Origin of the sequence: Dactylosporangium salmoneum (assembly GCF_039532525.1) — a bacterium.
In the GTDB taxonomy this organism is placed as follows: domain Bacteria; phylum Actinomycetota; class Actinomycetes; order Mycobacteriales; family Micromonosporaceae; genus Dactylosporangium; species Dactylosporangium salmoneum.
This window is the reverse complement of sequence record NZ_BAAARV010000053.1, coordinates 41,539-68,324: the sequence shown is the minus strand read 5'-3', so window position 1 is coordinate 68,324 and position 26,786 is coordinate 41,539. Positions and strand designations below refer to the sequence as shown.

At 74.5% G+C, this 26,786-nt stretch carries 21 protein-coding genes; 7 read left to right on the top strand and 14 right to left on the bottom strand.

Annotated features, from left to right (window positions below):
• Positions 1-73: 73 nt before the first annotated feature.
• Positions 74-964 (top strand): Dyp-type peroxidase, encoded by an 891-nt coding sequence (locus ABD352_RS28735; RefSeq protein ID WP_344615627.1) that lies wholly within the window; start codon positions 74-76, stop codon positions 962-964.
• Here ABD352_RS28735 and ABD352_RS28730 read toward each other — a convergent pair.
• The 4 genes from ABD352_RS28730 to ABD352_RS28715 all read right to left on the bottom strand — a co-directional run bounded on the left by ABD352_RS28730 (position 910) and on the right by ABD352_RS28715 (position 5,009).
• Positions 910-3,051 (bottom strand): xanthine dehydrogenase family protein molybdopterin-binding subunit, encoded by a 2,142-nt coding sequence (locus ABD352_RS28730; RefSeq protein WP_344615626.1) that lies wholly within the window; start codon positions 3,049-3,051, stop codon positions 910-912. The two genes, ABD352_RS28735 and ABD352_RS28730, sit on opposite strands and share 55 nt — an antisense overlap.
• Positions 3,048-4,025 carry an FAD binding domain-containing protein gene (locus tag ABD352_RS28725; protein ID WP_344615625.1) on the bottom strand — a complete coding sequence of 326 codons (978 nt, stop codon included), beginning with the start codon at positions 4,023-4,025 and terminating at the stop codon, positions 3,048-3,050. The genes ABD352_RS28730 and ABD352_RS28725 overlap by 4 nt, the downstream gene beginning before the upstream one ends.
• Positions 4,022-4,498, bottom strand: coding sequence for a (2Fe-2S)-binding protein (locus ABD352_RS28720; protein WP_425553677.1), 477 nt, complete (start codon positions 4,496-4,498; stop codon positions 4,022-4,024). Before ABD352_RS28720 ends, ABD352_RS28725 begins: the two co-directional genes overlap by 4 nt.
• A gap of 82 nt (positions 4,499-4,580) precedes the next feature.
• The gene (locus ABD352_RS28715; protein WP_344615623.1) at positions 4,581-5,009 is read right to left on the bottom strand and encodes a rhodanese-like domain-containing protein; all 429 of its coding nucleotides are present in this window, start codon (positions 5,007-5,009) and stop codon (positions 4,581-4,583) included.
• A 72-nt stretch (positions 5,010-5,081) separates the two neighbouring features.
• On the opposite strand from ABD352_RS28715, the gene ABD352_RS28710 reads away from it, so the two are divergent.
• The gene (locus ABD352_RS28710) at positions 5,082-6,035 is read left to right on the top strand and encodes a helix-turn-helix domain-containing protein (RefSeq protein WP_344615622.1); all 954 of its coding nucleotides are present in this window, start codon (positions 5,082-5,084) and stop codon (positions 6,033-6,035) included.
• A gap of 90 nt (positions 6,036-6,125) precedes the next feature.
• Here ABD352_RS28710 and ABD352_RS28705 read toward each other — a convergent pair whose 3' ends face one another.
• From ABD352_RS28705 to ABD352_RS28660, 10 genes are all read right to left on the bottom strand, one after another.
• The gene (locus tag ABD352_RS28705; protein WP_344615621.1) at positions 6,126-6,758 is read right to left on the bottom strand and encodes a maleylpyruvate isomerase N-terminal domain-containing protein; all 633 of its coding nucleotides are present in this window, start codon (positions 6,756-6,758) and stop codon (positions 6,126-6,128) included.
• Between the two features lie 10 nt (positions 6,759-6,768).
• Complete coding sequence (locus tag ABD352_RS28700; protein ID WP_344615620.1) at positions 6,769-7,686, bottom strand: ABC transporter ATP-binding protein; 918 nt, start codon at positions 7,684-7,686, stop codon at positions 6,769-6,771.
• Positions 7,683-8,474, bottom strand: a complete 792-nt coding sequence (locus ABD352_RS28695) for an ABC transporter permease (RefSeq protein WP_344615619.1) — start codon at positions 8,472-8,474, stop codon at positions 7,683-7,685. The genes ABD352_RS28700 and ABD352_RS28695 overlap by 4 nt, the downstream gene beginning before the upstream one ends.
• The gene (locus tag ABD352_RS28690; protein WP_344615618.1) at positions 8,467-9,243 is read right to left on the bottom strand and encodes an ABC transporter permease; all 777 of its coding nucleotides are present in this window, start codon (positions 9,241-9,243) and stop codon (positions 8,467-8,469) included. Before ABD352_RS28690 ends, ABD352_RS28695 begins: the two co-directional genes overlap by 8 nt.
• Positions 9,244-9,291: 48 nt before the next feature.
• Positions 9,292-10,356, bottom strand: a complete 1,065-nt coding sequence (locus ABD352_RS28685) for a hypothetical protein (protein WP_344615617.1) — start codon at positions 10,354-10,356, stop codon at positions 9,292-9,294.
• A gap of 70 nt (positions 10,357-10,426) precedes the next feature.
• On the bottom strand, positions 10,427-11,068 hold the full coding sequence (locus ABD352_RS28680; RefSeq protein ID WP_344615616.1) for a hypothetical protein: 642 nt from the start codon (positions 11,066-11,068) through the stop codon (positions 10,427-10,429).
• Complete coding sequence (locus ABD352_RS28675; protein WP_344615615.1) at positions 11,068-11,547, bottom strand: superantigen-like protein SSL4; 480 nt, start codon at positions 11,545-11,547, stop codon at positions 11,068-11,070. Before ABD352_RS28675 ends, ABD352_RS28680 begins: the two co-directional genes overlap by 1 nt.
• Before the next feature lie 9 nt (positions 11,548-11,556).
• Positions 11,557-12,267, bottom strand: coding sequence for a hypothetical protein (locus ABD352_RS28670; RefSeq protein ID WP_344615614.1), 711 nt, complete (start codon positions 12,265-12,267; stop codon positions 11,557-11,559).
• A gap of 34 nt (positions 12,268-12,301) precedes the next feature.
• A complete protein-coding gene (locus ABD352_RS28665; RefSeq protein ID WP_344615613.1) occupies positions 12,302-13,897 on the bottom strand; it encodes a protein kinase domain-containing protein in 1,596 nt (531 codons plus the stop codon).
• Positions 13,898-14,110: 213 nt separating this feature from the next.
• Positions 14,111-15,280, bottom strand: a complete 1,170-nt coding sequence (locus ABD352_RS28660) for a S8 family peptidase (RefSeq protein ID WP_344615612.1) — start codon at positions 15,278-15,280, stop codon at positions 14,111-14,113.
• Positions 15,281-15,377: 97 nt separating this feature from the next.
• Between ABD352_RS28660 and ABD352_RS28655 the strand changes: the two genes are divergently transcribed.
• The 5 genes from ABD352_RS28655 to ABD352_RS28635 form a co-directional block, all read left to right on the top strand.
• A complete protein-coding gene (locus ABD352_RS28655; protein WP_344615611.1) occupies positions 15,378-17,993 on the top strand; it encodes a CHAT domain-containing protein in 2,616 nt (871 codons plus the stop codon).
• A gap of 42 nt (positions 17,994-18,035) precedes the next feature.
• Entirely contained in the window at positions 18,036-21,173 is a 3,138-nt protein-coding gene (locus ABD352_RS28650; RefSeq protein ID WP_344615610.1) for a hypothetical protein, read from the top strand.
• Between the two features lie 115 nt (positions 21,174-21,288).
• Positions 21,289-22,302: an SDR family oxidoreductase gene (locus ABD352_RS28645; RefSeq protein WP_425553676.1), complete on the top strand. Its 1,014-nt coding sequence runs from the start codon at positions 21,289-21,291 to the stop codon at positions 22,300-22,302.
• A 51-nt stretch (positions 22,303-22,353) separates the two neighbouring features.
• Positions 22,354-23,436 (top strand): glycosyltransferase, encoded by a 1,083-nt coding sequence (locus ABD352_RS28640; RefSeq protein WP_344615608.1) that lies wholly within the window; start codon positions 22,354-22,356, stop codon positions 23,434-23,436.
• A gap of 177 nt (positions 23,437-23,613) precedes the next feature.
• On the top strand, positions 23,614-26,786 hold a 3,173-nt coding region (locus ABD352_RS28635), incomplete at its 3' end, for a discoidin domain-containing protein (RefSeq protein WP_344615607.1).

Below are 26,786 nucleotides of genomic sequence, written 5' to 3'. Positions count from 1 at the left end.
GTCGTCACTCCCGGTGCAGATGCGTGCGTCGTGAACCGGCGGTGACAAATGTCCTGCCGATACGATCATCGCCATGGCACCGACCCCGCAGCCGGGCATCTTCGCGGCGGCCCTGGCCGAGCACGTCTACCTCGAGTTCGACCTGCGCCCCGGCGTGGCGGCCCGGGAGCTGCTCATCGCCCTGACCGCCGTCGGCGAGCCGATGCCGGCCACCGGCGCGATCAACGTGGTGATCGGGGTCCGCCCGTCGCTGTGGACGCCGGGCATCGCGGACGACTTCGCCGAGCCGGTCGTGGGGCCGGACGGGTTCACCATGCCGGCCACGCAGCACGACGCCTGGCTCTGGTTGTCCGGCGCCGACCGCACCGCGCTGTTCGACTACACCCGGGCCGCGCTGGGGCTGCTCGAGCCGGTCGCGAGCTGCGCGCTGGAGGTGAACGGGTGGGTGTACCACCACGACCGCGACCTGACCGGGTTCATCGACGGCACCGAGAACCCGCCGCGCAGCCTCGCCCCGACCGTCGCCGCGATCGCCGAGGGCCCGGCCGCGGGCTGCAGCGTGGCGCTGGTCCAGCAGTGGCGGCACGACTCCGACGCGTTCGACGCGCTCAGCGTGGCCGAGCAGGAGCGGGTCATCGGCCGCACCAAGGCCGACTCGGTCGAGCTCGACGAGGAGCACCAGCCGCCGACCTCGCACGTGTCGCGCACCGTGATCGAGGAGGACGGCGAGGAGCTGAAGATCTTCCGCCGCAACACCGCGTACGGCACCGTGCGCGACCACGGCACGATGTTCGTCGGCTTCTGCGCCACCCAGCGCCCGCTCGCCGAGATGCTGCGCCGCATGGCCGGCGTCGGCGACGGGGTGCGCGACGCGCTGACCCGCTACACCGCGCCGCTCACCGGCGCCTACTACGTGGTGCCGCCGGTGGAGGCCCTGGCCGAGTACGCCCCCCGGGAGGCATAGAGCAGCGCCGCCGGGGTGATCGGCAGCGAGCGCATCCGGATACCCGTGGCGTGGTGGACGGCGTTGGCCACCGCCGCCGCGGTGCCCACGATGCCGAGCTCGCCGACGCCCTTCGACCCCATCGGGTTGAGGTGCGGGTCCTCCTCCTCCAGCACCTCGACGTCGATGCGCGGCACGTCGGCGTTGACCGCCACGTGGTACGCGGACAGGTCCGACGTCACGAAGTCGCCGCTTCGCCGGTCCATCACGGACTGCTCCATGAGGGCCATCGACACGCCCATCGTCATCGCGCCGAGCAGCTGCGAGCGGGCCGTCAGCGGGTTGATGATCCGGCCGGCCGCGAAGACGCCCAGCAGCCGGTCGACGCGGACCTCGCCGGTGGCCGGGTCGACCCGCACCGCGCAGAACTGGGCGCCGAAGGCGTGCCGCGCGTAGTCGGGGCGGGCGGCCAGGTCTGCGGTGGTGTCGGCGTCGGTGGCGACCCCCTCGGGCGGCACGTGGCCCTGGTGCGCGCCGTCGATCCGCTCGCGCAGCTGGCGGCAGGCCTTCGTCACCGCCCAGCCCCACGAGGACGTGCCCATCGAGCCGCCGGCCACCGGGGCCGGGCCGATCGCGCTGTCGCCCACCGAGATGTCGACGCAGCCCGGGTCGACGCCGAGCGCGTCGGCGGCGATCTGGCGCAGCACCGTGCGCGCGCCGGTGCCGATGTCGGCCGCGTTGACCGCGACCTCGAAGTCGTCGTCGGAAATGGCCCGCGCGGTCGCGGTCGACGGCATGGTGATCGCCGGAAACGTCGTGGCGGCCACGCCGCTGCCGAGCAGCCACCGGCCTTCGCGGCGGGTGCCCGGCCGCGGGTCCCGCCCCGCCCAGCCGAAGCGCTCGGCCCCCCGCAGCAGGCACTCCACCAGGTGCCGGCTGCTGAACGGGCGCCCCTCGGCGTCGGTGACGGCGTCGTTGTCGATGCGCAGCCGCACCGGATCCCAGTTGCCGGCGGCGGCGAGCTCGTCCATGGCCGACTCGAGCGCGAACGCGCCCGGGCAATCGCCCGGGGCCCGCATCCAGGTCGGCGGGGGCACGTCGAGCCGCACGACGCGGTGGCCGGTGGCGAGGTTGGGCACGCCGTAGAGGACCCGGCTGACGACGGCGGCCTGCTCGGTGTACTCCACCAGCCGCGACGACTGGCTGCAGGACTCGTGCCCGAGCGCGACCAGCCGCCCGCGTCGGTCCGCGCCGAGCCGGACCCGCTGGATGGTGGGGGTGCGGTACCCCTCCGTCGCGAACACCGCGGCCCGCGGCATGGCCAGCTTGACCGGCCGGCCGACCACGCGGGCGGCCATGGCGGCCAGCACCACGTTGGGCTTCGCCGCCCCCTTCGAACCGAAGCCCCCGCCCACGTGCTCGTTGTGCACCCGCACGAGCTGCGGCGGCAGCTCGAAGAGCGTGGCCAGGCTGTCGCGGACCGCGGTCGAGGACTGCGTGGCGTCGTAGACGACCAGCCGCCCGTGCTCCCAGAACGCCGTCGTCGCGTGCGGCTCCATCGCGACGTGGTGCTCGGCTGGCGTGTGGTACGTCGCGTCGACGCGCACCTCCGCCGCCCCGAACCCGGTGTCGAAGTCGCCCTTGTCCAGCCGCCCCGGGTAGCCGCCGTTGACCAGCTCCGGCTCGTACAGCCCGGCGTGGTCGGCCCGCAGCACGGTGTCGGCCGGGGCGGTCCGCGCGTCGATGACGACGGCCTCCGCGCCCTCCCGCGCGCTCTCCGGCGTGGTGGCCACGACCAGCGCGACGATCTGCCCGCGGTAGGTCACCTCGGGCGTCTGCAGCACGCGCAGGTGCGGGTCGCCGCTGCGCTCCAGCCGGGGCGCGTTGCCGTGCCACAGCACCGACAGCACGCCGTCGACGGCCAGGGCCGGCCCGGTGTCCACGGTGTTCACCCGGCCGCGGGCGAACGCGGCCGGCACCGGCCACGCGTAGGCGGCGCCCGGCACCGGCCGGTCCGCGGCGTACAGCGCCTGGCCGGTCACCTTCTCCCGCGCCTCCAGGCGGGGCTCGGCCGCGCCGACCCCGGTCCGCTCGCGCACCTCGGTCATCGGACCAGCCCCCGCAGGACCTCGACGGTCAGGTTGCGCAGCAGCGGCACCTTGTAGCCGTTGTCGCGCAGCGTCCGCGCCGCGGAGAGCTCCGCGTCGGCGGCCCGCTCGAAGCTCGCCACGGTGGCCGGCGCGCCCCGCAGCGCCCGCTCGGCCGCCCACGCCCGCCACGGCAGGTGCGCGACCGCGCCCCAGGCCAGCCGGGCCTCCTGGACGATCCCGTCGCGCACGTCGAGGGCGGCCGCGACCGATCCCGCGGCGAAGGCGAACGACGCGCGGTCGCGGACCTTGCGGTACACCGAGCCCGCCGCGATCGGCAGCTCCGGCAGCATGACGGCGGTGATCAGCGCGCCGCGGGGCAGGCTGGTGTCGTGGTCGGGCCGGTCGCCCGGTCGCCGGAAGAGGTCGTGCACGCTGATCGCGGCGCTGCCGTGCGGCCCGAGGTAGTGCACCGAGGCGTCCATGATGGACAGTGCCACGGCGAGGTCCGACGGGTTGGTCGCCACGCACTGCGGTGACGCGCCCAGGATGGCCAGGTCGTGGTGCTCGCCCTCGCGGGCGTCGCAGCCCGAACCGGGCTCGCGCTTGTTGCAGGCCTTGGTGACGTCCTGGAAATACCGGCAGCGGGTGCGCTGCATGAGGTTGCCGGCCACCGTCGCGCGGTTGCGCAGCTGCCCGGACGCGCCGGACAGCAGCGCCTCGGCGACCGCCGGGTAACCGGTCCGCACGGCGGGGTGGCGGGCCAGGTCGCTGTTGGGCACCAGCGCGCCGATGATGAGCCCGCCGCCCGGCGACGGCTCCACGCCGTGGAAGGGCAGCGCGTTCACGTCCACCACGACGTCGGGCGCGGCCACCCCGAGCTTCATGAGGTCCACCAGGTTGGTGCCGCCGGCCAGGTACGTCGCGCCGGGCCGGGCGATCGTGGCCAGCGCGCCGGCCGCGTCGTCCGGTCGTTCGTATACGAACGGTTTCATGACGCCGCCGCCACCTCGTGGATGGCGGCGGCGATGTTGACGTACGCCCCGCAGCGGCACAGGTTGCCGCTCATCGCCTCCCGGACGTCGGCCAGGGAACCCGTCTCCTCCGGGGTCAGCCCGGCCGCCGAGCAGATCTGCCCGGGCGTGCAGAAGCCGCACTGCAGCGCGTCGTGCTCGATGAACGCCTCCTGCAGGGGGTGCAGGCCGGGCCCGGCGGCGAGCCCCTCGACCGTGGTCACCTCCGCCCCGCCGGCCGTCACGGCCAGGATGAGGCAGCTGACCACGCGGCGGCCGTCCACCAGGACCGTGCAGGCGCCGCACTGGCCGTGGTCGCAGCCCTTTTTCGCCCCTGGCAGGTCCAGCTGCTCGCGCAGCACGTCCAGCAGCGTGGCCCGGTTGTCCAGGCGCAGGTCGCGCGCCCGCCCGTTCACGCGAAGCGTCACGTCGGTCGCGGTTCGTCGCTCCAGCACGGCGCGTTGCTGCCCGAAACGGGCTACTTTAACCGCGGGCCGACATGAACCACGCTTGAGGTTCCGAGGTGGTGCGACCGCTCTAGCAGTCGCATGACACCGCGTGGCGCGGGGCGGTGAGCTCGTCGGCGGGCCGGCGGTCCCGGCCCGCCGAGGTCTCGAACTCGAAGCCCTCGCGCACCCAGTACTCGTAGCCGCCGAGCATCTCGCGCACCCGGTAGCCGATCTTCGCGAACTCCAGCGCCGCGCGGGTGGCGCCGTTGCAACCGGGGCCCCAGCAGTAGGTGACCACCGCCGCGCCGGACGGGATCGCCTCGCCGGCGCGCGCCGCGATGTCGGCCGCGGGCAGGTGCACCGCGCCCGGGATGTGCCCCTGCGCCCACGCCTGCGGGCCGCGCGAGTCGACCACGACGAGGTCCGCCACCCCGGCGGTCAGGGCCGCGTGCACGTCGCTGACGTCGGTCTCGAAGGTGAGGCGGGCGGTGAAGTGCTCGATCGCGTTCGTCGTCATGCGGTTCAGCATGATCCGGCCATGGTACGGCGGGACAGTGGCGAAAACGCCGCTGTCCGCTAACATCTCGCCATGCGCGTCGCCGTCCTCGCCTTCGCGGGGATGTCCCTGTTCGAGACCGGGATCGTCACCGAGGTCTTCGGGCTCCCGCGCCCCGAGCTCGAGGTGCCGTGGTACCGGCTGCGCATCTGCGCCCCGGGCCGGGCCCCGGTGCCGGTCGTCGGCGGCGCCGTCCTGCACCCCGAGGGCGACCTGGCCGACCTGGTCGCCGCCGACACGGTCATCGTCCCCGGGGTGGCGAGCGTGCACGCGGACCCTGCCACCGAGGTGCTCGACGCGCTGCGGGCCGCCCACACCCGGGGCGCGCGGATCGTGTCCATCTGCTCGGGGGCGTTCGCGCTGGCCGCGGCGGGGCTGCTGGAGGGGCGCCGGGCGACCACGCACTGGCGTTATGCGGACCGTTTCCGGGCGCGCTTTCCCGGTGTGCCGCTCGATCCCTCGGTGTTGTACATCGCCGAAGGTGACGTCTGGACCAGCGCCGGCAGCGCCGCCGGGATCGACCTGTGCCTGCACGTCGTGCGGACCGACCACGGCGCGGCGATCGCCAACGCGGTCGCCCGGCGGCTGGTCGTGCAGCCGCACCGGGACGGGGGACAGGCGCAGTTCATCGAGGCGCCGGTGCCCGCGGAGGCCTCCGACGACCGGATCGCGGCGTCGCTGAGCTGGGCGCTGGCGCACCTCGCCGAGCCGCTGACCCTGCCGGTGCTGGCGCGGCAGGCGCACATGTCGCCGCGCACGTACCTGCGCCACTTCACGCGGGCGACGGGGACCAGCCCGATCAAGTGGCTGCTGCGCCAGCGGATCCAGGCGAGCCTGGCGCTGCTGGAGACGACCGGTGCGTCGATCGAGCAGATCTCCGCCGCGGTCGGGTTCGAGAGCCCGGTGACCTTCCGCCACCACTTCGCGGCCTCGATGAGCACCTCGCCGTCGGCCTACCGGCAGGCGTTCCGCCGCGGTGGCGCCTGAGCTTTCCCGACTTCCGGGCTGCGGACGCCCGCCGGTCCCGGCGACGCGTCCACAATGGACCGGGCTCTTCGCTTGCTGGGGCGGGACCCGTCAGACCCGTTCGGCCAGGGGGCGGCCGTCCCAGCGCCATGAGGCGCGCACGGCGTGGCCCGGCAGCTCGCCGCGGCCCGTCGCCCAGAGCAGCGTCGGCCACGGCGCGGCGCCCTCCGGCAGGTCGGTGAAGAGCCGGTCCAGCACCTGCCGGCACAGCTCGGCCGGCGGGTCCCACGGCCGCTCGACCGTCTCGGCCACGTCCCAGGCGTGGACGAGCACCTCGAGCACGCCCATCGCGGCGAAGCCCTCCGGGTCGCTCAGGCCGTCCGGGTGCCAGCCGCGACGGGCCGGCGGTGCGACGTCGACCACCGCGGCGAGCATGGCGCCACACGCGTCCAGCGCGCGCAGCAGGCCCAGCGTGCCGGCGTTGTGCTCGACGAAGATGGTGCTGTTCGGGCCGCCCTCGCGCAGGGCCCGCCAGGCGAACGGCAGGTACGTCTCCTGCGGGGCGTCGGCCGCGGCGATCTGGCCGGCGTAGGCGAACAGGTCGTCGGCCATGTGCTCCATGGTCTCCCAGCACGACCACGACAGGGTGCCGGCCGGGCGATCCCAGCCGTCGTCGGGGACGTCGCCGAAGGCCGCGCGCACCAGGGCGACCGAGGCCAGCACGTCGGAACCGTTGAGGGTCACGGGACCGACGCTAGCAAACCTGTCGTGCGTACAGCTGCCGGACGACCGCCTCGACGTCGGGCTCCTCGATGGTGAGGTCGTGCACCTGGGCCGAGGCGGCGACCGCGGACAGGATCGCGGCCACCGTGGTCGTGCCCGGCGCGAACGCCAGGCGCTGGCGCAGCCCGCCGGCCTCGACCCCGACCAGCCGGGTGCCGGGGACCGCGTCCAGCGGCCCGGCCGGCTCGGCGAGGTCGAGGACCAGGATCCGCTCGGCGCCGACCTGGCGGGCCAGGCCGTCGAGCGTGCCGTCGAAGGCGAGCCGGCCGTGGTCGACGAGCAGGATCCGCTCGGTCAGCTTGCGCACGTCGCCCATGTCGTGGGTGGCCAGCAGCAGGCTGGTCCCGAACGCGGCGCGCTGCTCGACCAGGAACGCCCGCAGCCGCTCCTTGCTCAGCACGTCGAGCCCGATCGTCGGCTCGTCCAGGATCAGCAGCTCGGGCGCGTGCAGCAGGGCGGCCGCGACCTCGCCGCGGATTCGCTGGCCCAGCGACAGCTGGCGCACCGGAGTGTCCAGAAAGGACGCCAGGTCGAGCCGCTCCGACAGCTCGGCCAGGCGCGGGCGGGGATCGAGGCGATGGATCGCGCCCAGCGCTCGGAACGAGTCGCGCAGCGGAAGGTCCCACCACAGCTGGCTGCGCTGGCCGAAGACCACGCCGATGCGCCGGGCCAGGCGGCGGCGCTGGCGCAGCGGGTCCAGCCCGCAGGTGCGCACCGTGCCGGCGGTCGGGCGCAGGATCCCGGTCAGCATCTTGATGGTGGTGGACTTGCCGGCGCCGTTCGCGCCGATGTACCCGACGGCGGCGCCCCGGTCGATGCCGAACGTCAGCCCGTCGACCGCGACGGTCCTTTTGAACACGCGGCGCAGCCCGTCGACCTCGATGATCATGATCCCGTCCCCGCGTAGTGGCGCAGCCCGGACCGCCAGCCCAGCAGCGCGACGATCCACGCGCCGGCCGCGGCCAGCGGCGTGCACCAGCCGATCCACAGTGGAACTCCCGGCGCCGGCAGCCGCAGCAGCGAGACCGCCGGCAGGTAGGCGACGAACGCCGCCGGCACCACGAACGTGAGCAGCGTCCGCAGCGGCGCCGGGTAGACGCTGGCCGGGAACTGCGACGCGTACTGCCCGCCGTAGACGAACGAGGCGGTCGCCTCGGCCCCGTCGACCAGCCAGAACTGCACGGCCGCGGCCGTGGTGAACAGCGCGGCGAAGATGGCCGCGCCGCACAGCACGGTCACGACCAGCAACCCCACGTCCGCCGGGGTCCAGCGGATCCCGATCCGGGCCAGCACCACCGCGGCCACCACCGTCCCGGCTGCGGTACGACCCAGCCGTCGCAACGACAGCTCGGAGAACACGAGCTGGGGCAGGACCGGCAGCGGGCGCAGCAGGAAGGCGTCGAAGCGCCCGGAGCGCAGGTACACGGGCAGCGTGTCGAGGTGGCCGAAGACCAGGTCGGCGAGGCTGAACGAGACGTGACCGAGCGCGAAGACCAGCAGGGCGGCCCGGAACGTGAGCCCGCCCAGCGTCGGCACGTTGGCGAACACGACGTACAGCTCGCCGAGGCCGGTGACGGTCGCGCCGACGCTGGCGACCAGCTCGACGGCGAACGAACCGCGGTACGTGGTCTGCGCCCGCACGTGCAGCCGGGCCAGCATCAGGTAGGGCTCAGCCACCCTGGACCACCAGCCTCCGAGCGCCCAGCGCGAAGCCGGCCCGGCCCAGCACCAGCAGCGCGGCGAGCCAGAGTCCCTGCACGGCCACGGCGTGCCAGCCGGCCCGGCCCGTGAGCACGTCGATCGGGGCCTGCAGCATCGAGGGGAACGGCGTCGCCGCGGCCAGCGCGGCCAGCCAGCCCGGGAACCAGTGCACGGGCACGACCAGGCCGCACAGGATGTTGGTGAGGACGAGGTACAGCGTCATCGGCCCCCGCAGGTCCAGCAGCCAGAACGCGCTCAGGTTGACCAGCCACCGGCAGCCGAACGAAATCGCCGTGCCCAGCGCCACGCTGAGCAGGCCAAGCGCGTAGGCGCCCGGCGCGCGGGGGAGGGCCACGCCGGTGACCAGTGCGCCGACGGCCAGCTGGGGCAGGCCGCGGGCCAGCAGGGTGAACGCGGCCCGGCCGAGGTCGGCGGCGAGGTAGGACAGCATCGGGTCGGCCGGGCGGGCCAGGTCGACGGCGACGTCGCCGGTGCGGATGCGCTCGGCCAGCTCGGTCCACGTGAAGAGGTTGACCGAGGCGACGAGCGCCTGGCCCAGCCACACGTACGTGGCCGCGGTGACCCGGTCGTAGCCGGCGAGGGTGCCCCCGGCGGTGCCGACCACGGCCATGAGCACCGCGGCCCGGATGAGGCCGAAGACGGAGTTGGTGAACGCGCCGGCGACGGCCGCCGTCCGGTACGCCGACCAGCGGCGGAAGCCCAGGACGAACAGCGTCGCATACATCGTCGTCGGCTCCCCGGGTGCTCGCAGCGGCCCGGACACGTTACCGGCTCACGCCGCGACGGTCACCGGGTTTTCGCCGGGGGTGGTCTCCCGCCAGTGGCGCAGCATCGGGGTGGCCGACCAGCCCAGCTCCTTCTCGCGGTAGGCGGCGTCGGCGCAGCGGGCGGCCCAGCTGCGCGCGGCCCGGGCCAGCGGCAGGGCCTCGCCGAGCAGCTCGTCGCGCAGCGCGAAGAGGATGGCGGCGGCGTGCTCGAAGGCCGGCACCTCGCGGCCGCGCTCGTCCAGGGTGGCCATCCAGTCCAGGTCGCGGCCGTCGCAGACCGGGCAGTCGCAGGACCACAGCCGGGGGTCCGGGCGCGATCGCTTGGCGCGCTGGATGGCGGTGATTCTGCGGTACGACATCGTGGGCTTGAAGATCGTCGACGGCGGGCGCGGCCCCGGCGGAGGGCGACCGCCCACGGCCTCCAGGGGCGGCAGGTGGCGCAGCGCCGCGGTCGTGCCGACGGCGGCCGCGACCGCGCCGTGGCACAGCGCCCCCAGCGCGGAGAGGTCGCAGCGCAGCAGCAGCACCGGCACGCCGCAGCCGAGGATCTCCAGCAGCCCCGGCACGCTGCCGGCCAGCCCGAACGGGTCCCCGCGCGCCTCCAGCACGAGCGCGACCGGCACCCCGGCGGCGCGGACGTGGCCGGTGAGCTTGGTCAGGTGCAGCCGGTCCCGCAGCCAGGCCGGATGCAGCGGGAGCGCCGCGATCGCCCCCGGCACGGCCATGGTCCGGTGCAGGATGCTGACCAGGCCGGCCTCGTCCCCGCCGCCGACGTAGCCGGAGTCGGTGAGCACCGGCAGCCCCAGCTCCCGCTGGCGGCGAAGCCATCGGGGGTTGAACGGCGCGCTGGCCGGCAGCCGGTTGGTGCCGGCGTATCGGGCCGCGTCGAGCAGCACGGGCCCGTCGAACCCGAGCCGGCGAACCAGATACTCGGCCGTGGCGAGCAGGCCGATCTCGTCGTGACGCTGCGGCGAGATCACCAGCCCGCCGTGCGGCCGCCGCGCGATCGGCGCGCAGCGCAGCGCCTGATTCGCCGTGCAGTGCACGAGCAGGCTGCGTCCGGTGAGCATGGTCGTCCGCCCCCGTCACGTTGGGTACATCGATGGTAACCAATCGTGCGGTATTCACGAACATTCATCTTCAGCAGCTGACCCGCACCGTGGTCTCGGCGCCGGCGGCGCTGGGCTGGCTGACGGCGACGCGGACCCGGTGCTCGCCCGGCGTGGGGGCGACCAGGATCTGCGTGGTCTCGCTGAACGAGGTGCCGGTGGCGGTGCGGCGCACGGTCATCGCGTCGTTGATGGTGTACCGCACGGAGGCCCCCGGCCCGCTCAGCTCCATCCGCACCGTGATCTTCGTGGTCAGCACGCCCAGGCAGTTGCTGAACGACGCCGGGTCGGCGCTGACCGTCACCGACACCACCCGCGGCGGCCCGGTCGGCGTGGGCGCCGACGCCGACGGGCGGGCCGAGGTCCGCGACGCCGAGGGCCGCGCGGCCGACGTCGGCAGGGTCGCGCTCGGCGCCGCGCTGGAGGCGGCGGCGTCGGGGCCGACCGGAACGACGGGCGCCGGTGTGGCCCCGATCACGGCCGGTCGGTTCGGTGGGTCGTCGCCGCCGGTGCTCAGGGCCGCGAACAGCAGCCCGGCGACGGCCACCACGGCCAGCCCGCCGCCGGCCATCAGGGCGATCGTGCGGCGGGAGAACTCCTGCGGCGGCGGCTCGGGCATGCCTGAGCCGCCGTCGAGCCCGTCGAGGAAGCTCGGCGGGTTCGGCTCGGTCATTAGCGGTGGGAGCGCGACGGCTTCGGCGGGAGCGGCACCTTCGCCGTGGTCGGGTGCGACTCCGGGATGGTCGGCGCGGTCGTGACCGGCTTGCCGGCGGTCTTGGTCGGCTTGGCCGTCGAGGTGCTCCCGCCGTGGTCGCCCAGGTCGGTCGCCATCGGCCAGGACTGCGTCGGCTCGGGCGCGACCGTCGGCGACTGCTGCGTGCTGACCTCCGACGAGGCCGACGCGGCGGTCTCCGGGTTGGCCGCGGCCGGGGTGTCGGTCCCGCCGCCGGTGCTCAGGGCCGCCACCACCAGGCCGACGATGAACAGCAGGGCCAGGCCGCCGCTGCCCACCAGTATCTTGGTCCTGCGGTCCATGCCGGCCGGGGCCTCGTCCTCTTCGGGCTCGGGCCGCTCCGGCAGGCGCATCTCGCCGGTGTACTCCCCGTAGATGAACCGCGGCAGTCCGTCCCGGGTGACGTCATCCTCGTTCATAGGCCCGCCCTACTTGTCCAGCACGCCGGCGCAGTCGACCGCGAACGCGGCGTGCGGGGACGACACGTGATTGGGCGAGGTGACCTCGACCCAGAACTCGACCGTGCGCTTCGGCCGGTCCTTGCTGATGTGGACGTCGAAGTGCCCGCCGCCGCCGCTCTGGCCGTGCTGGTTCGGGTACGACCCCAGCGTCACGGAAAGGCCGTCGCTGTCGTGGACCACGGCCGTCGCCGTGCCCGGGCCGGTTCCGTCGAAGTAGAGGGTGAACTCCAGCGGCACCTGGGAGGTGGGCCCGCACCAGTCGCCGGGACTTCCCGTCGCCGTGCGCAACAGGTGCATCGAGGCGCTCTTGACGTGCGCGCCGCCCGCCTGGGCCGGGGCCGTGGTGGGCGTCGGCGGCTTGGCCGGCACGGTGGTCTTCGCCGCCACCGGCGCGGCGCTCCCCTGCGCGGCCGGGGTGCTTGCCCCCGGAACCGGGGCGCTCGCCTCCGGAGCCGCGGTGCTCGCCTCCGGAGCCGCGGTGCTCGCCTCCGGAACCGCGGCGCTCGTCGACGGCTCGGCGGAGGGCGACTCGCTTGCCGCGGTGGCCAGCGCGGCACTCGCCGCGGGGCTCTTGGCGGGGGCGCAGGCCGCAGCTCCGGTGATGAGGAGGGCACAGAGGGTGAGGATGCCGGCGGTGCGGCCCCGACGGTCCATCACGGCTCGCCGGTCGCTTGGCACGGAGGAATCGTAGACGAACACGAAGGGTTTTCTGCTACCTGGTGCAGTTGTCCGACAGTGTGGTCGCGTCACTCGCGGTGGCTGGGCTGGTCACGTTGAGTGCGAACGGCACGCTGGTCCGGTGGCTGTTGTCGATCCTGACCCGGTACTTGGTGCTGTACTTCCCGTCTTCCGCCGTCACGGTCCTCGTGCCCTGTCCGGTCGCCGTGTACGTGATCGTCGCGTTCGCCGGCGTCACGGTGATCGTGATCGTCACGTCGATGTCGAGGCCGTTGCTCCCGCAGGGGCCGGTGTACGTCGACGGGTTCGTGGTGATCTGGGCCGACAGGATCGCCGGCTTGGCTGGGGTCGGGCTGGTCGTCTTCGTCCGGGTCGCCCTGGGCGTCGGGCTCTTGCTGGACGGGCTGGGCGAGGCGGACAGGCTGGGCAGCGGCGCCGCGTCGGCCCGCGGCTGCGAGGCCGGGGCGTCGGACGGGCTCGCGCTGGGGGAGGGCGGTGCGGCCGCGTGCTCGGCCTCCGAGGAGGCGTTCTTCTGGCCGAGGGTCCCGATCGCGACCAGGATGGCCAGCACGACGACGCCGACGAGGGCCGCGGTCTTCGGCTCCGACCACCGCCGCTTGCGTGGCGCCTCGGCCGGTGGCGCGGCCCCTGCTGCGGCCGGGGGCTTCGCCTGGGTGGAGGACGCCGCCGCGGCCCAGGGCGTGGGCTCCGCGGCGACCAACGGCCCGGCCGGGGACGGTGGTTCCGCCGGGGACGGTGGTTCCGCCGGGGGCGCGGACCCGGCCGCGCGGGTTTCGAGTGGTTCGTCGCCGGGCGTCGGATCGGGCAGCTGCGATTCGGGCGCCGGGTCCGGCGCTTCGGCCGCCGTCGAGGCCGGCGAAGGAGCCGGATCGGCAGGGGGAGGCTCGTGCGGTACGGCTGCCGGGTCTTGACCTCCGAGCGCGGCCCTGGCCGCCGCCAGCGAGGGTCGGACCCGCGGATCGTCCGCGGTGAGGGACTTGATCGCGGTGGCCAGCGCCGGGTCGTCCGGGTCCGTGGCGAAGGCCAGCGTCGCGCCGAGCGAGAACAGGTCGGCGGCCGGCCCCCCGTCGCCGGTGAGGCGGCGCTCGGGCGCGACGTACGCCGGGTCGCCCAGCGGCACCCCGTCGCCGAGCGTGGCGGCGAGGGCGAAGTCCGTGAGCAGTGGCGTGCCGTCGGCCCGGATCATGACGTTGGCCGGCTTCACGTCGCCGTGCACCACCCCGGCGGCGTGGGCGGCCTCCAGGGCGTCGAGCAGCGCGAGGCCCAGCGCGACGGCGTCGGCCGGGGCGAGCGGGCCACCGGTGCGGACCCGGTCGATGAGGGACTCGCCCTCGACCAGCTCCATGACCACCCACGGCAGGCCCTCGTCGACCACCACGTCGAGCACGGGCAGGACGTTCGGGTGCTCGAGCCGCGCGGCGGCGCGGGCCTCGCGGATCGCCCGGGTGGTCAGCGCGGCGCGCTCCTCGCCCTCGACGGCCTCCGGCAGCCGCACCTCCTTGATCGCGACCATGCGCTGCCGGCGCAGGTCACGGGCGCGCCACACGATGCCCACCCCGCCCGCGCCGATCGCGTAGTCGAGCCGGTACCGGTCCGCCAGCGTCTTCAAGAATCCCGCCCAATCGGCTCGCTCTTCGGTATTGCCCCGCAAAGGGACATCCCAGCACGCCCGAGCCCGATGTGGTGGTCGGTTGAACGGACGATTCACTCTGCCGTATGGGACCTCGAAAGTCGAAATTCCTCGATGTCAAGCGGCATCCAACCGCCGGGTCGCCGGATATCCCCCGGGCGCCGGCGCGACGCCCGGGGGATATGCCCGGATTCAGCGCAGCGCCGGGAAACCGCCCAGCGTCTGCTGCGACGCCTCGGCCTTGACCTGCTCGGCGGCGGCCTGGACCGAGCCCGCCGCGGCCACCCGCTCGACCAGGGCGGCCACCACCTTCGGCGTGGCGAACGAGGTGCCGCTCCACGCCGCCCAGCCCGAGGGGAAGCTCGGGTGGTTGATGAACGTGCTGACCACGTCCTCGCCGGGGGCGACCAGTGTCACCCACGGGCCCCGGTTGCTCCACGCACACACGTCGTTGCCGTCGTGCGCGGCCACCGAGAGGACCCGCCCGGCCCACGGGGCGTCGCCGGCCGCGAAGGCCGCCGGCCAGAACGGGCGGTCGTGGATGCCGTCGTTGCCCGCCGCCGCGACCACGACCCGGCCCGGCTCGGCCAGGAAGGTGCCCAGTGCCGCGGCCAGCACCGCCGGCGGCTGGTCGCCGACGGAGAAGCCACCGAGCGACAGGTTCAGCACGTGCACGTCGGTGAGCGCGCCGATCGCGGCGGCGAGGTCCGCCTCCGTGCACACCCCGAAGCTGTCCAGGACCTTGACGATGCGGACCTGGGCGGCGTCGGTGCCCTGCACCACCACGCCGGCGATGAAGTTGGCGTGCCCCACGTCGGAGTCGAGCTCGCCGTCGTCGTCGCCGTCGAGCACGGTCTCCCGGTTCTCCGGGGTGGCGGAGTAGCAGCCGGCCGGCAGGGGGCTGTCGATCCACACCCCGGTGTCCATCACGACCACCTTGACGGAGGATGCGCCGGTGGCCGAAGGGGCGAGCTTGGCCGGCGGGGCGTCGGCCGACATCGCCGGGCCGTAGGGGCCGCCGTGCTCGTACGGGGTGGACAGGAACACGTGGTTCGGGCCGACCACCGCGCCCGGCAGCTGGCCCCGCAGCTGCCGCACGGCCGCCGCGACGTCCAGGCCGCGGGTCTTGAGCCGGCGCAGGCCGCCGTGCGGCTCGTCCTCGTGGATCTCGCTGGAGCGGTGGCCGAGGCCGGTCAGGGCCCGGTGTGCGGTGGCGACGCCGTGGTCGGAGACGAGGATCTCGTCGGCGACGAACCGGACCGGGCGACCCGACTGTACTTCGGTGCGCAACCAGGGCAGATTGGACAGGCGCGCCGCGCGGACCTGCTCCCACCGGTGATGACGATCGTTCGATACGGACATCGAGTGCTCCCCCAATAAGGATCAACAATGAGGCCGGTGACATGAGTCGCGCTCCGGACCCCGTGATACACATCCGAGCCTTTGGCAGGATGCAACCATGACGGCAGCGCCCGTGCTCCCCGCCGCCGACGACGACCTGGCGCAGCGGCTGCTCCCGATTGTCATGGCCAACCCCGGCAAGGCCAAGCACCTGGCCGAGGCGGCGCTGCTCGATGCCCGGCGCGACGCCGACCCGGCCTGCGAGGCGGTGGCCCTGCGCGCGCTGGGCCTGGTCGCGCAGGCCCAGCACGACGCGGCCGCCGCGGCGGCCCACCTCAAGGCGTCGATGACCGTGGCGCGCCGGCACGGCCTGCGGGTGCACGAGGCCGAAGCGCGGATGAGCCACGCGCTGATCCTGGACGACCTCGGCCGGCCGGGCGCGGCGCTCAAGGAGGTCGACCGCGCGGTGGCCGAGCTGGACGGCCACCGGCGCTCCCGGGCGATCATGCAGCGGGCGCTGATCCTGCGGCGGCTCGGCTTCGACCGGCAGGCGATGGAGCTGTACCGCGGTGCCCTGCGCGCCTTCCGCGAGTCCGGCGACCAGGTGTGGGAGGCCCGCACCCTGACCAACCGCGGCGTGCTGCACGGCTTCCGCGGCAACCTCAAGCAGGCCGAGAACGACCTGCGGGCCGCCCAGGCGCTCTACAACCGGCTCGGCATGGCGACCGCCGCCGCGCAGGTCGAGCACAACCTCGGCTTCGTCGCGGCGCAGGCCGGCGACGTGCCCACCGCCCTGGCCCGCTACGACCGCGCCCACGACCGGCTCTACAGCACCGGCGTCGCCGCGGTGGGCCTGCTCGACCGGGCCGACCTGCTGCTGTCGGTGCGGCTGCTGCCCGAGGCCGAGACCGCGATCCGGGCGGCCATCGACGCCTGCACCGACGGCCACCTCGACTCGGTGCTCGGCCAGGCCCACCTCATGCTGGCCCGGCACGGCCTGGCCGCCGGCACACCCGCCGAGTCGAAGGCGGCGGCCGCGGCCGCGCGCCGGGAGTTCCAGCGGCAGGGGCGCAGCGTCTGGAGCGCCCGCGCCCGGGTCGCCGAGATCGCCGCCGTGGTCGCCCTCGGCCGGGCCAACCGCGGCACCCTGCGCGAGCTGCGCTCGGTCGCCGCGCACCTGCTGGAGGCCGGATGGCTGCAGCCCGGCTGGGACGCGCTGCTCGACGCCGCCCAGCTGGCCGTCGACCTCGGCGAGCTCTACACCGCCCGCGAGCTGCTCACCGAGGCGGGCGGCGCGGCCAAGCTCGGCCCGGCGCCGCTGCGGGTGCGCTGGTGGCACATCCGGGCCCGGCTGGAGCTGGCCTCCGGCGCGGTCGCCGAGTCCGTCCGGGCCGCCACCTCCGGGCTGCGCCAGGCCGACGCCTACCGGGCCAGCCTCGGCGCCACCGAGCTGCGGGTGCGCGGCAGCGCGGAGACGGCCGCCCTGGCCGGCCTGCGGCTGCGGCTGGCCCTCGTGCACGGCGGGCCGGCCACCGCGCTGAGCTGGGCCCAGCGCTGCCGGGCGGCGGCGCTCACCCTGCCGCCGACGAAGCCCTCGTCCGACCCGGTCGTGGCCCGGCACCTCACCGAGCTGCGGCGCATCAACGGCGAGCTGGTGGCGGCCCCGTCCGGCCCGCAGCGCACCGGCCGCCTCATGCGCCGGCAGCGGGTGCTGGAGGCCGAGATCCGCCGCCGCTCGTGGCGGGCGCCCGGCTCCGAGCCCAACGCGGTGGAGTTCTCCCTCCCCGCACTCGCGGCGGCCCTCGGCGAGCGGGTGCTCGTCGAGCTGCTGGACCTCGACGGGCGCCTGCACGCGCTGGTGGTGCGCGGGCGCAAGGTCACGCATCGCATCATCGGCGAGATCGACGTGGTGCGGGCCGAGCTGGAGTCGCTGCGGTTCGCCCTGCACAACCAGGTGCTGGGCCACGGCGCGGGCGGCGAGCGGCTCGAGCGGCGGGCCGAGCAGCTCGACCGGCTGCTGATGGGCCCGCTCGCCGACCTGCTCGGCGACGGCCCCCTGGTCCTGGTGCCGACCGGGGCGCTGCACGCGCTGCCATGGGGAATGCTGCCCCGGCTGCGCGGGCGGTCGCTGTGCGTCGCGCCGTCCGCGACGATCTGGTTGCGCTGCGCCACCGCGCCGGCCGTCGACGGGCAGCTCGTCCTGGTCGGCGCGCCCTCCGCACAGCAGGCGGCCGACGAGGTCCGCGAGATCGCCGCCGAGCGGCCGGGCGCCGCGGTGCTGGCCGGCGACCAGGCGCGGGTGGCGCCGGCCCTGGCCGCGCTGGACGGGGCGGCGATCGGGCACATCGCGTCGCACGGGGAGTTCCGCTCGGACAACCCGCTCTTCTCGTTCCTGATGCTCGCCGACGGGCCGCTCACGGTGTACGACCTGACCGCGCTGCGCCGGCCGCCGGCCCTGCTCGTGCTGTCCGGCTGCGACACCGGGCTGGCCGCGGTGCACCCCGGCGACGAGCTGATGGGCCTGGTCGCGGCCCTGCTGAACATGGGGACGGCGACCGTGATCGCGTCCACCGGGCCGGTCGACGACGGGGCCACCCGGCACCTCATGCACGCCTTCTACGGCCACCTGGGCACCGGACTCGGCCCGGCCGCCGCGCTCGCCGCCGCGCAGGCCTCAGCCGATCAGCGTGACCGGGCGAGCACGGACAGTTTCGTCTGCTTCGGCGCCGGATGATCGCTCTCGGTTTTGTCGGTCCCCGGACCTACGATGTCGCCCGTGACACGACGCCGTGCTCGACTGCCGCTCGCCGCCCTGGTGGTGCTGCTGGTGCTGGGCGGGCTGGTGGCCTGGGGCGTCGGGGGAGCGCTGGGGCTGCGGTTCGCGCGTTCCGCGGTGCCGGTGGAGCGCCCCTCGGTCGCTGACGTCGCCGAGCCGGCGCCGTTCGCGATCGGGTCGATCGCGGTGCCGGCCGGCCCCCGGCTGACGCTCGCCGCCTCCGCCGTCGCCGACGCCGTTGTGGCCCGCGGCGCGCCCCGGCCGCTCGTGGGCACCGAGGCGCCGGCCGACCTGCAGGTGCGCATCGACGAGTCTGTCCCCGCCGGCGCCTACCGGCTCGACGACCCGCTCACGCTCACCGCGGGCGACCAGGCCGGCGCCGCGTCCGGGCTCTACGCCCTGGCCGACCGCATCCGCTCCGGCGCGCCGCCCCTGCCCGACGAGCAGCGCGGCGAGGTGGTCGCGCCCCGCCTCGGGCTGCGGCTCACCGACGCCGGCGCGGTCGGCCGCGAGCCCGACGTGGCCGAGTTCGCCGCGGGCACCGACTACTCGCTCAACACCGACGTGGTCGGCGGCGCGCTGCTGCCCGAGGCGCCCTGGGTCGACGACGCCGCCGTCGAGCGCATCTCCCGCGAGTTCCACGAGTTCGTCGACCACGCCCTGGCGCAGGGGTACAACGGGGTGGTCCTGCCGGGCTTCCTGGAGTACGTCACGTTCGCCGGCGTCGGCGACGGGCACGCGGTCTACCCGGCCGGCGACGCGCACATCGCCCGCGCCGAGGCCCTCACCGCCGCCTTCGCCCCCGTGTTCCGCTACGCCGCCGACATGGGCATGCGGGTCTACCTGCTCACCGACATGCTCTCGGTGTCGCCGCCGCTGCAGCGGTACCTCGAGAAGACCTTCGGCGGCCTGGCCGTCTCCGATCCGCGGTTCTGGCAGGTGTACTCGCTGGGCCTGGCCGAGCTGTTCCAGCGCATGCCGTTCGTCAGCGGCCTGATGGTGCGCATCGGCGAGGGCGGCGACGTCTACAAGCAGGCCGGTTGGGACTACTCGTCGAAGATCGCCGTCACCACGCCGGCCGCGGTGCGGGCGATGCTGACCGCGCTGCTGGCCACGGCCGGCGAGGGCGGCCGGGACGTCATCTTCCGCACGTGGACCGTCGGCGTCGGCGCGGTCGGCAAGCTGCACACCGACCCCGACGCCTACCGCGAGGTCCTCGGCGGCCTCGACGACCCGCACCTCATCGTGTCGACGAAGTACTCCCTCGGCGACTTCTACAGCCACCTGCCGTTCAACTCCACGCTGGAGGTCGGCGACCAGCGGCGGATCGTGGAGTTCCAGTCGCGACGGGAGTTCGAGGCGTTCGGCGCCCTGCCCAACGACCTCACCGGGCTGCACCAGCAGGCCCTGCAGCGCTTCCTCGCGGCCAACCCGCACGTCGAGGGCGTGTGGACGTGGACCCAGGACGGGGGGCCGCTGCGCGCCGGGCCGATGACACTGGTGCTGCGGTCGGGGTTCTGGCAGCTGTACGACCTCAACTCCTACGCCCTGGGTCGGCTGGCCTGGGACCCGTCGACCCCGGCGGCCCGGATCACCGCGGACTGGGCCCGGCAGACGTTCTCCGACGATCCCGCCACCGTCACCGCGATCGCCCGCGCGATGTCGATGTCCCGGGAGGCGGTGACCAAGGGTCTCTACCTGGGGCCGTACGCCGACCACAAGGTGCAGGCCCTCGGACTCGAGCCGCCGCCGATGATGTGGATCTTCGAGTGGGACATCGTCACCGGCGACTCCGCCGCGCTCGACAGCATCTACGCGGTCAGCCGGGACCGGCTCGAGGAGACGATCGCCGAGGGCGACCGGGCCGTGGCGCTGGCCGCCTCGATGCACGAGACGATCGCCGACACCGACCCGGCGACCTGGCGCGACGCGACGCTGCGGGCCCGGCTGCTCGAGAGCCTGGCCTACGAGACGGACCTGTTCCGCACCCTCGGCGCCTACCGCACCATGGTGCTTCGCCACGCCCAGTGGCTCGACACCGGCTCGGCGACGGCGCGCACGGCGTGGAAGGACGCGGAGGCGCAGTACCGCACCGCCCGCGACGCCCACGTCACCCGCTACGGCGGCGACGTGGACCTGCCGGCGTACAACTTCACGGCCGCCGACATCGGCGCCGCCCGGGCCGACCGCGACCCGCAGATGGCCGTGCTCGCCCGGATCCTGCTCGGCCTCGTGGCGTTCCTGCTGCTGCTCGGTGCGGTGGGCCGCTCGACCGGCCTGCGCGCGCTGTGGCTCGGCGCGACCCGCCCCTGGCGCCTGGCCGACCTGACCCCGCTGCCCGGCCCGCTCGACCGGGTGCTCGTCATCGCCGTGCCGGCCGTCGCCCTCGTGCTGTCCCGGCTGATCTACACCTGGTTCGCCGCGCCCGCGCACCTCGTCGTCTCGCTGGGCGGCTGGCTGCTCTTCGCGGTCACCGCCCGCATGCTGGCCGGCCGGCGCGACCCGTTCCACCTGTGGGCGGTGATCGGCGGGGTGGCCCTGCTGCGCACCCTGATCCTGCTGGCCGCCCTGGTCACCCGCGGCCCCGGCGGCTACTGGTTCGCCTTCTGGACCGATCCGGTGCGCCGCGGGGTGTACGTCTGCGTGGCCTTCGCCGCCTTCGCGTGGCTCTTCGCGGCGACCGCGCTCGTGCTGCGCGACCGGTACTCGCTGCCCCGCCGCCGCGCGGCCGCCGTGGTGCTGGCCGCGATCGGGGTGCCGCTGGCGGTGCTCGGCGGGCTGGTCGCCGGGATCGGGCTGGAGCGCGCCCTGACGATGTGGAACGACCAGATGGCGCTGCTGCCCTGGGGGCTGTCGCGGATCCTGGGCATCACGGTGTACCTGGGCATCCCGGCGTTCCTGCCCACGGCCGCGGCCGTGCTCGGCGGCCTCCTGATCGCCCTCGCCGCGCTGCTGTCGCTGCGCCGGCGACCGCGCTCCTTCCACGCCTCGGGCTCGCCCCGGGGCCCGGCGGCCGCCCTGTCGAGCGGCCCGTCCGCGTCCGGGCCGGCCCCCGCTCGGCCGGCGCCCGCCTTGCCGATGCGCGCGCCACGGGCCGACCGCTCCCCGCCGGGGCGGCATACCGACCGGCCGGGCTGAGCCACCGGCCACCGATCTCGACCAGGCCTGGGCGCCCGGCTCCGGCCTCCGTGACCCATGCGGCTCGGGCGGGAGTGACGGTTCGGGTGGAGCGGGCGCGGGTATGCCTGTCGGCATGAGGGAGCGGGACTCGCGTCAGGTCGTTGTCGTCACCGGGGCCAGCGGGGGGATCGGGCGGGCCACCGCGCGGGCCTTCGCGCAGCGGGGGGCCGCGGTCGCCCTGCTCGCGCGCGGGGAGGCCGGGCTCAAGGCCGCGGCCGAGGACGTCGAGGCGGCCGGCGGGGTCGCGCTGCCGATCGAGGTCGACGTGGCCGACCAGCGCGAGGTCGAGGCGGCGGCGGCCCGGGTCGAGGACGAGCTCGGGCCGATCGACGTGTGGGTCAACGACGCCTTCACGTCGGTGTTCGCCCCGTTCATGGAGATCGAGCCGGAGGAGTTCCGCCGGGTCACCGAGGTCTCGTACCTCGGCTACGTGTTCGGCACCCGGGCGGCGCTGCGGCGGATGCTCCCGCGCGACCGGGGCGCGATCGTGCAGGTCGGCTCGGCGCTGGCGTACCGGGGGATCCCGCTGCAGAGCGCGTACTGCGGGGCCAAGCACGCCATCCAGGGCTTCAACGAGGCGTTGCGGGCCGAACTGCTGCACGACAAGAGCAACGTGCGCGTGACCATGGTGCAGATGCCGGCCGTGAACACGCCGCAGTTCGACTGGGTGCTGTCGCGCCTGGGTCGGCACGCCCAGCCGGTGCCGCCGATCTACCAGCCGGAGGTCGCCGCCCGCGCCGTCGTGTACGCCGCCGATCACCCGAAGCGGCGGGAGTACTGGGTCGGTGCCTCCACGGTCGGCACCCTCGTCGCCGACAAGTTCGTGCCGGGGCTGCTGGACCGGTACCTCGCCAAGACCGGGTACGACTCGCAGCAGACCTCGCAGCGGCGCGACCCCCGTCAGCCGCGCAACCTCTGGGAGCCGGCCGACGAGGACCGGGACTACGGGGCGCACGGCGACTTCGACGACCGCTCCTCGCGCCGCTCGCCGCAGGTGTGGGCGTCGCAGCACCACGGCCTGATCGCCGCGGCCGGCGCGGGGCTCGTCGCCCTGGCCGCGGGTGCCGTGCTGGCCCGCCGCCACTGACGCCAATCGGACAGATTCGAACCGGCGCCCGCGGGCGTCCGTGCCTGCGGTATGCGCATTCTCTTCAGCGCGTGCCCACTACCCGGACATATCACCACCATCCTCCCGCTCGCGCTCGCGGCCCGCGCGGCGGGGCACGACGTGGTGGTGGCGAGCGGGGCGGGCGTCGTGGCGCAGGTGCGGCGCCACCGCATCGAGGCGTGGGCGGTGGGGCCCGCGCGGTCCGAGCTGGCCGGCGGGGGCACGGCCGCCGAGCGGGCCGCCTTCTTCGCCCACTCGGCCGCCCGGCGGGCCGAGGACCTCGTGCCCCGGGCCGCCCGCTGGGGGCCAGACCTCGTCGTGTCGGAGACCGCCGAGGTCGCCGGGTCCGTCGCGGCGGCGGTCACGGGCGCCCGGCACGTCGTGCATGGGCTCGGGGTCATGCCGCCGATCGGGGTCTGGGACGCGTACGCGATGCACGTCGACTCCCTCCTCGCGCGCTGGGGCGGCGAGGGATCGGCCGAGGCGGTGCGCGCGGCCACCTACCTCGACGTCTGCCCGCCGGCACTGCGCTCGGGCGGGGAGCGGATCTGGGGCAACTCGCTGGACCTGCGGCCCACGACGGCGCCCGGGGGAGGGGCTCCGGCGGGGATCGACGGCCTGCCGTACCGCGACACGATCTTCGTCCGTTCCGGCACCCCGGGCGACGGCCGCGCGGTGCTGGCGGCGCTGCGCGACCTGCCGGCCAACGTCGTCGTGTCCGCCGATCCGGGGAGCTACGGGCCGCAGCCCGGCCACGTGCTGGTCTCGCCGGACGTCTCCCTCGCATCGGTACTGCCGCGAAGCCGCGCCGTCATCTCGCCCGGCGGCCCGGGGATCGCGCTCGCCGCCCTCGCCCACGGCCTCCCGCAGCTGGTGCTGTCCCTGGAGGCGGGCGACGCGGACGCGGTCACGCACGCCGGGGCCGCGCTGACGGTCCCCGCGCTCGGCCCGCACGCCATCGAGCGGGCGGTCCGCCGGTGCGTGCCGCGGCTGCTCGAGGACCCGGCGTTCGCCGCCTCGGCCGCCTGGGTCCAGGTGGAGATCGCCGCCATGTCCCCGCCCGACGCGATCGTGCGGGCGCTCACCGCCGAGGGAGTCCCGGCCCTGCGCTGAGCCGTGCGCGTGACCGTTCGACAGGTCCCGGGTGAAAGGGCGTCGATGCGTCGGATCGGAGAGCGCTCTCCCAGCCGAATCCATGTAAGGCCTTGACAGTCGCCCCCGGCAAGGAGAACGCTTCAGAGAGCGCTCTCTCACCCGAAGGGCGTTTGTCCTCTCCGCCAAGAGGTCTTGATGCTCGCTGTCCTGAAACGGGCCAGGGTTCTGGCGCCGCTCGTCGTGGCCGGGCTCGTCGCCGGCTACCTCACCGTCACCGCGCTCACCGCCTCCGCGGCGACCCAACTGCTCTCGCAAGGCAAGACGGCCACCGCGTCGTCGACCGAGAACGCCGGCACCCCCGCCTCCGCCGCGTTCGACGGCGACGCCGGGACCCGCTGGTCCAGCGCCTTCTCCGACCCCCAGTGGATCCAGGTCGACCTGGGGGCGAGCGCGACGATCAGCCAGGTCCAGCTGCAGTGGGAGGCCGCGTACGCGACCGCCTTCCAGATTCAGGTCTCCGCCGACGCGGCCGCCTGGACCACGATCTACTCGACGACCACCGGCACCGGCGGTAACCAGACGCTGAACGTGACCGGATCGGGCCGCTACGTGCGGCTCTACGGCACGGCCCGGGCCACGCAGTACGGCTACTCGCTGTGGGAGTTCCAGGTGTACGGCGACACCGGCACCGGCACCTGCGGCACCACGAACGCGGCCCTGAACAAGACCGCCACGGCGTCGTCGGCCGAGAACGCCGGCACCCCGGCCGCGAGCGCGGTCGACGGCAACGCCGGGACCCGCTGGTCGAGCGCCTTCTCCGATCCACAGTGGATCCAGGTCGACCTGGGCGCGAGCGCGCAGGTCTGCCAGGTGGTGCTGCAGTGGGAGGCGGCGTACGCCACGGCCTTCCAGATCCAGCTGTCGGCCAACGGCACGACGTGGACCAACGCCTACTCCACGACGACCGGCACGGGCGGCACGCAGACGATCAACGCGAGCGGCACCGCCCGGTACGTGCGGATGAACGGCACCGCGCGGGCGACGCAGTACGGCTACTCGCTGTGGGAGTTCGAGGTGCGTGTGATCGGCTCGGTGCCGACCACCGCGCCGCCGACCACGACCCCGCCGGCCGGCTGCCCGTGGGTCGGCTCGACGGCGCCGATCGCGACCCGGGTGAGCCAGCTGCTGAGCCGCATGACGACCGACCAGAAGATCTCGATCCTGCACGGCAACGGGGCGTCGTCGCCGTACATCGGCAACCTGACCGGCATCCCGTCGCTGTGCATCCCCGACATGGGCTTCCAGGACGGCCCCGGCGGCGTGGGCGACGGCATGGGCGGGGTCACCCAGATGCCCTCGGCCGTGACCTCGGCGGCGACGTTCGACCCGTCCCTGGAGCAGGAGTACGGCGCGGCCGTCGGGTCCGAGTTCGCCGGCAAGGGCGCGAACGTGGCGCTCGGGCCGACGCTGAACATCGTGCGCGACCCGCGCTGGGGGCGGGCGTTCGAGACGTTCAGCGAGGACCCGTACCTCACGGGCCAGATGACCGCGGCGAACATCCGCGGCATCCAGAGCCAGGGCGTGATGGCCCAGGCCAAGCACGCGGCCGTCTACAACCAGGAGACCAACCGCAACGGGCCGGCCGACAACGCCATTGTCGATACCCGCACGCTGCAGGAGATCTACCTGCCGGGCTTCCAGGCGGCGGTGACCCAGGGCGCGACCGCCTCGATCATGTGCGGCTACTCGACCGTGAACGGCACCTACGACTGCGACCACCCGTACCTGCTCAACACCGCGCTGTACCAGCAGGCCGGCTTCGGCGGGTTCGTCACCTCGGACTGGGGCGCGGCGCACTCGACCGTCCCGGCGGCCAACAACGGTATGACGATGGAGATGCCCGGCGGGTACTTCTTCGCCGACTTCCTGCGCCAGGCCGTGGCCAACGGCCAGGTGAGCGCGGCCCAGCTGGACCTGATGGTGACCCGGGTGCTCACCCCGATGTTCGCGTTCGGCCTGTTCGACAAGCCGAAGACCGGCTCGCCGCAGGCGAACGTGAGCACGGCCGCGCACCAGGACGTGGCCCGGCGCGGCGCCGAGGAGGGCACCGTGCTGCTGAAGAACAACGGCGTCCTGCCGCTGTCCACGGCCACCACCCACTCGATCGCCGTGCTCGGCGTCGACGGCGGCGCGGGCGTGCAGAGCGTCGGCGGCGGCAGCGCGACGGCCACCAGCTCGGGCACGGTCTGGCCGCTGACCGGCATCCAGAACCGGGTCCAGGGCACGGGGACGACGGTGACGTACAACGACGGCACCAACATCGCCAACGCGGTGGCGCTGGCCCGCTCGTCCGACGTGGCGATCGTCTTCGCCAGCAACAACTACGGCAACGAGGGCTCGGACCAGACCACGATCGACCTGCCGGGCACCTACAACTCGCTGATCAGCCAGGTCGCGGCGGCCAACCCCCGCACGATCGTGGTGCTGCACACCAACTCGGCCACGACGATGCCGTGGCTGGACCAGGTGGCGGGCGTGTTCGAGGGCTTCTACGCCGGCCAGCAGGTCGGCACGGCCACGGCGGCGCTGCTGTTCGGCGACGCCAACCCGTCGGGCAAGCTGCCGGTCAGCTTCCCGAAGAGCCTGGCCGACGTGCCGGCGAACACCACCGCGCAGTGGCCGGGGGCGAACAACCAGGTGCAGTACTCCGAGGGCCTGAAGGTCGGCTACCGCTGGTACGACAGCCAGAACATCGCGCCGCTGTTCCCGTTCGGCTACGGCCTGTCGTACACCAGCTTCGGCTTCAGCAACCTGCAGGTCGGGGCGCTGAACAACGGCAAGGCGACGGTCACCGCGACCGTCACCAACACCGGCAGCCGGGCCGGCACCGAGGTCGTGCAGTTGTACGTCGGGGCGCCGGCGGCCGTCGGGGAGCCCCCGCGCTCGCTCAAGGGCTTCCAGCGGGTGACCCTCAACCCGGGCGCCTCGACCACGGTCACGTTCTCGGTGACGCAGAAGGACCTGGCGTACTGGAACACGACCAGCAACGCGTGGACGACCGCGGCCGGGACGTACCAGATCTCGGTCGGCAACTCCTCGCGCAACCTGCCGCTGTCGGGGAGCCTGGCCGTCACGGCCGCGACCGTGCCCAGCAACCTGCTGCCGAATCCGTACGGCATGAGCAGCCCCGTCGGCAAGGCGGTCAACTGGGCGTTCGGCGCGGCGGGGGCGACCTACACCGCAACGGGCCTGCCCGCGGGCCTGTCCATCAGCTCCGCCGGCGTCATCACGGGATCGGCCACGACGGCCGGAACGTCAACCGTGACGGTAACCGCGAGCACCGGGGCAACGGCCACCTTCGTGTGGAC

Excerpts from the sequence above, each read along its gene's own strand:
- ABD352_RS28660 (WP_344615612.1), bottom strand. The coding sequence starts at position 15,280 with ATGTCCGTATCGAACGATCGTCATCACCGGTGGGAGCAGGTCCGCGCG.
- ABD352_RS28680 (WP_344615616.1), bottom strand. The coding sequence starts at position 11,068 with ATGACCGAGCCGAACCCGCCGAGCTTCCTCGACGGGCTCGACGGCGGC.
- ABD352_RS28735 (WP_344615627.1), top strand. The coding sequence starts at position 74 with ATGGCACCGACCCCGCAGCCGGGCATCTTCGCGGCGGCCCTGGCCGAG.
- ABD352_RS28700 (WP_344615620.1), bottom strand. The coding sequence starts at position 7,686 with ATGATCATCGAGGTCGACGGGCTGCGCCGCGTGTTCAAAAGGACCGTC.
- ABD352_RS28640 (WP_344615608.1), top strand. The coding sequence starts at position 22,354 with ATGCGCATTCTCTTCAGCGCGTGCCCACTACCCGGACATATCACCACC.
- ABD352_RS28655 (WP_344615611.1), top strand. The coding sequence starts at position 15,378 with ATGACGGCAGCGCCCGTGCTCCCCGCCGCCGACGACGACCTGGCGCAG.
- ABD352_RS28725 (WP_344615625.1), bottom strand. The coding sequence starts at position 4,025 with ATGAAACCGTTCGTATACGAACGACCGGACGACGCGGCCGGCGCGCTG.
- ABD352_RS28730 (WP_344615626.1), bottom strand. The coding sequence starts at position 3,051 with ATGACCGAGGTGCGCGAGCGGACCGGGGTCGGCGCGGCCGAGCCCCGC.
- ABD352_RS28710 (WP_344615622.1), top strand. The coding sequence starts at position 5,082 with ATGCGCGTCGCCGTCCTCGCCTTCGCGGGGATGTCCCTGTTCGAGACC.
- ABD352_RS28690 (WP_344615618.1), bottom strand. The coding sequence starts at position 9,243 with ATGTATGCGACGCTGTTCGTCCTGGGCTTCCGCCGCTGGTCGGCGTAC.
- ABD352_RS28675 (WP_344615615.1), bottom strand. The coding sequence starts at position 11,547 with ATGAACGAGGATGACGTCACCCGGGACGGACTGCCGCGGTTCATCTAC.
- ABD352_RS28645 (WP_425553676.1), top strand. The coding sequence starts at position 21,289 with ATGAGGGAGCGGGACTCGCGTCAGGTCGTTGTCGTCACCGGGGCCAGC.
- ABD352_RS28715 (WP_344615623.1), bottom strand. The coding sequence starts at position 5,009 with ATGACGACGAACGCGATCGAGCACTTCACCGCCCGCCTCACCTTCGAG.
- ABD352_RS28685 (WP_344615617.1), bottom strand. The coding sequence starts at position 10,356 with ATGCTCACCGGACGCAGCCTGCTCGTGCACTGCACGGCGAATCAGGCG.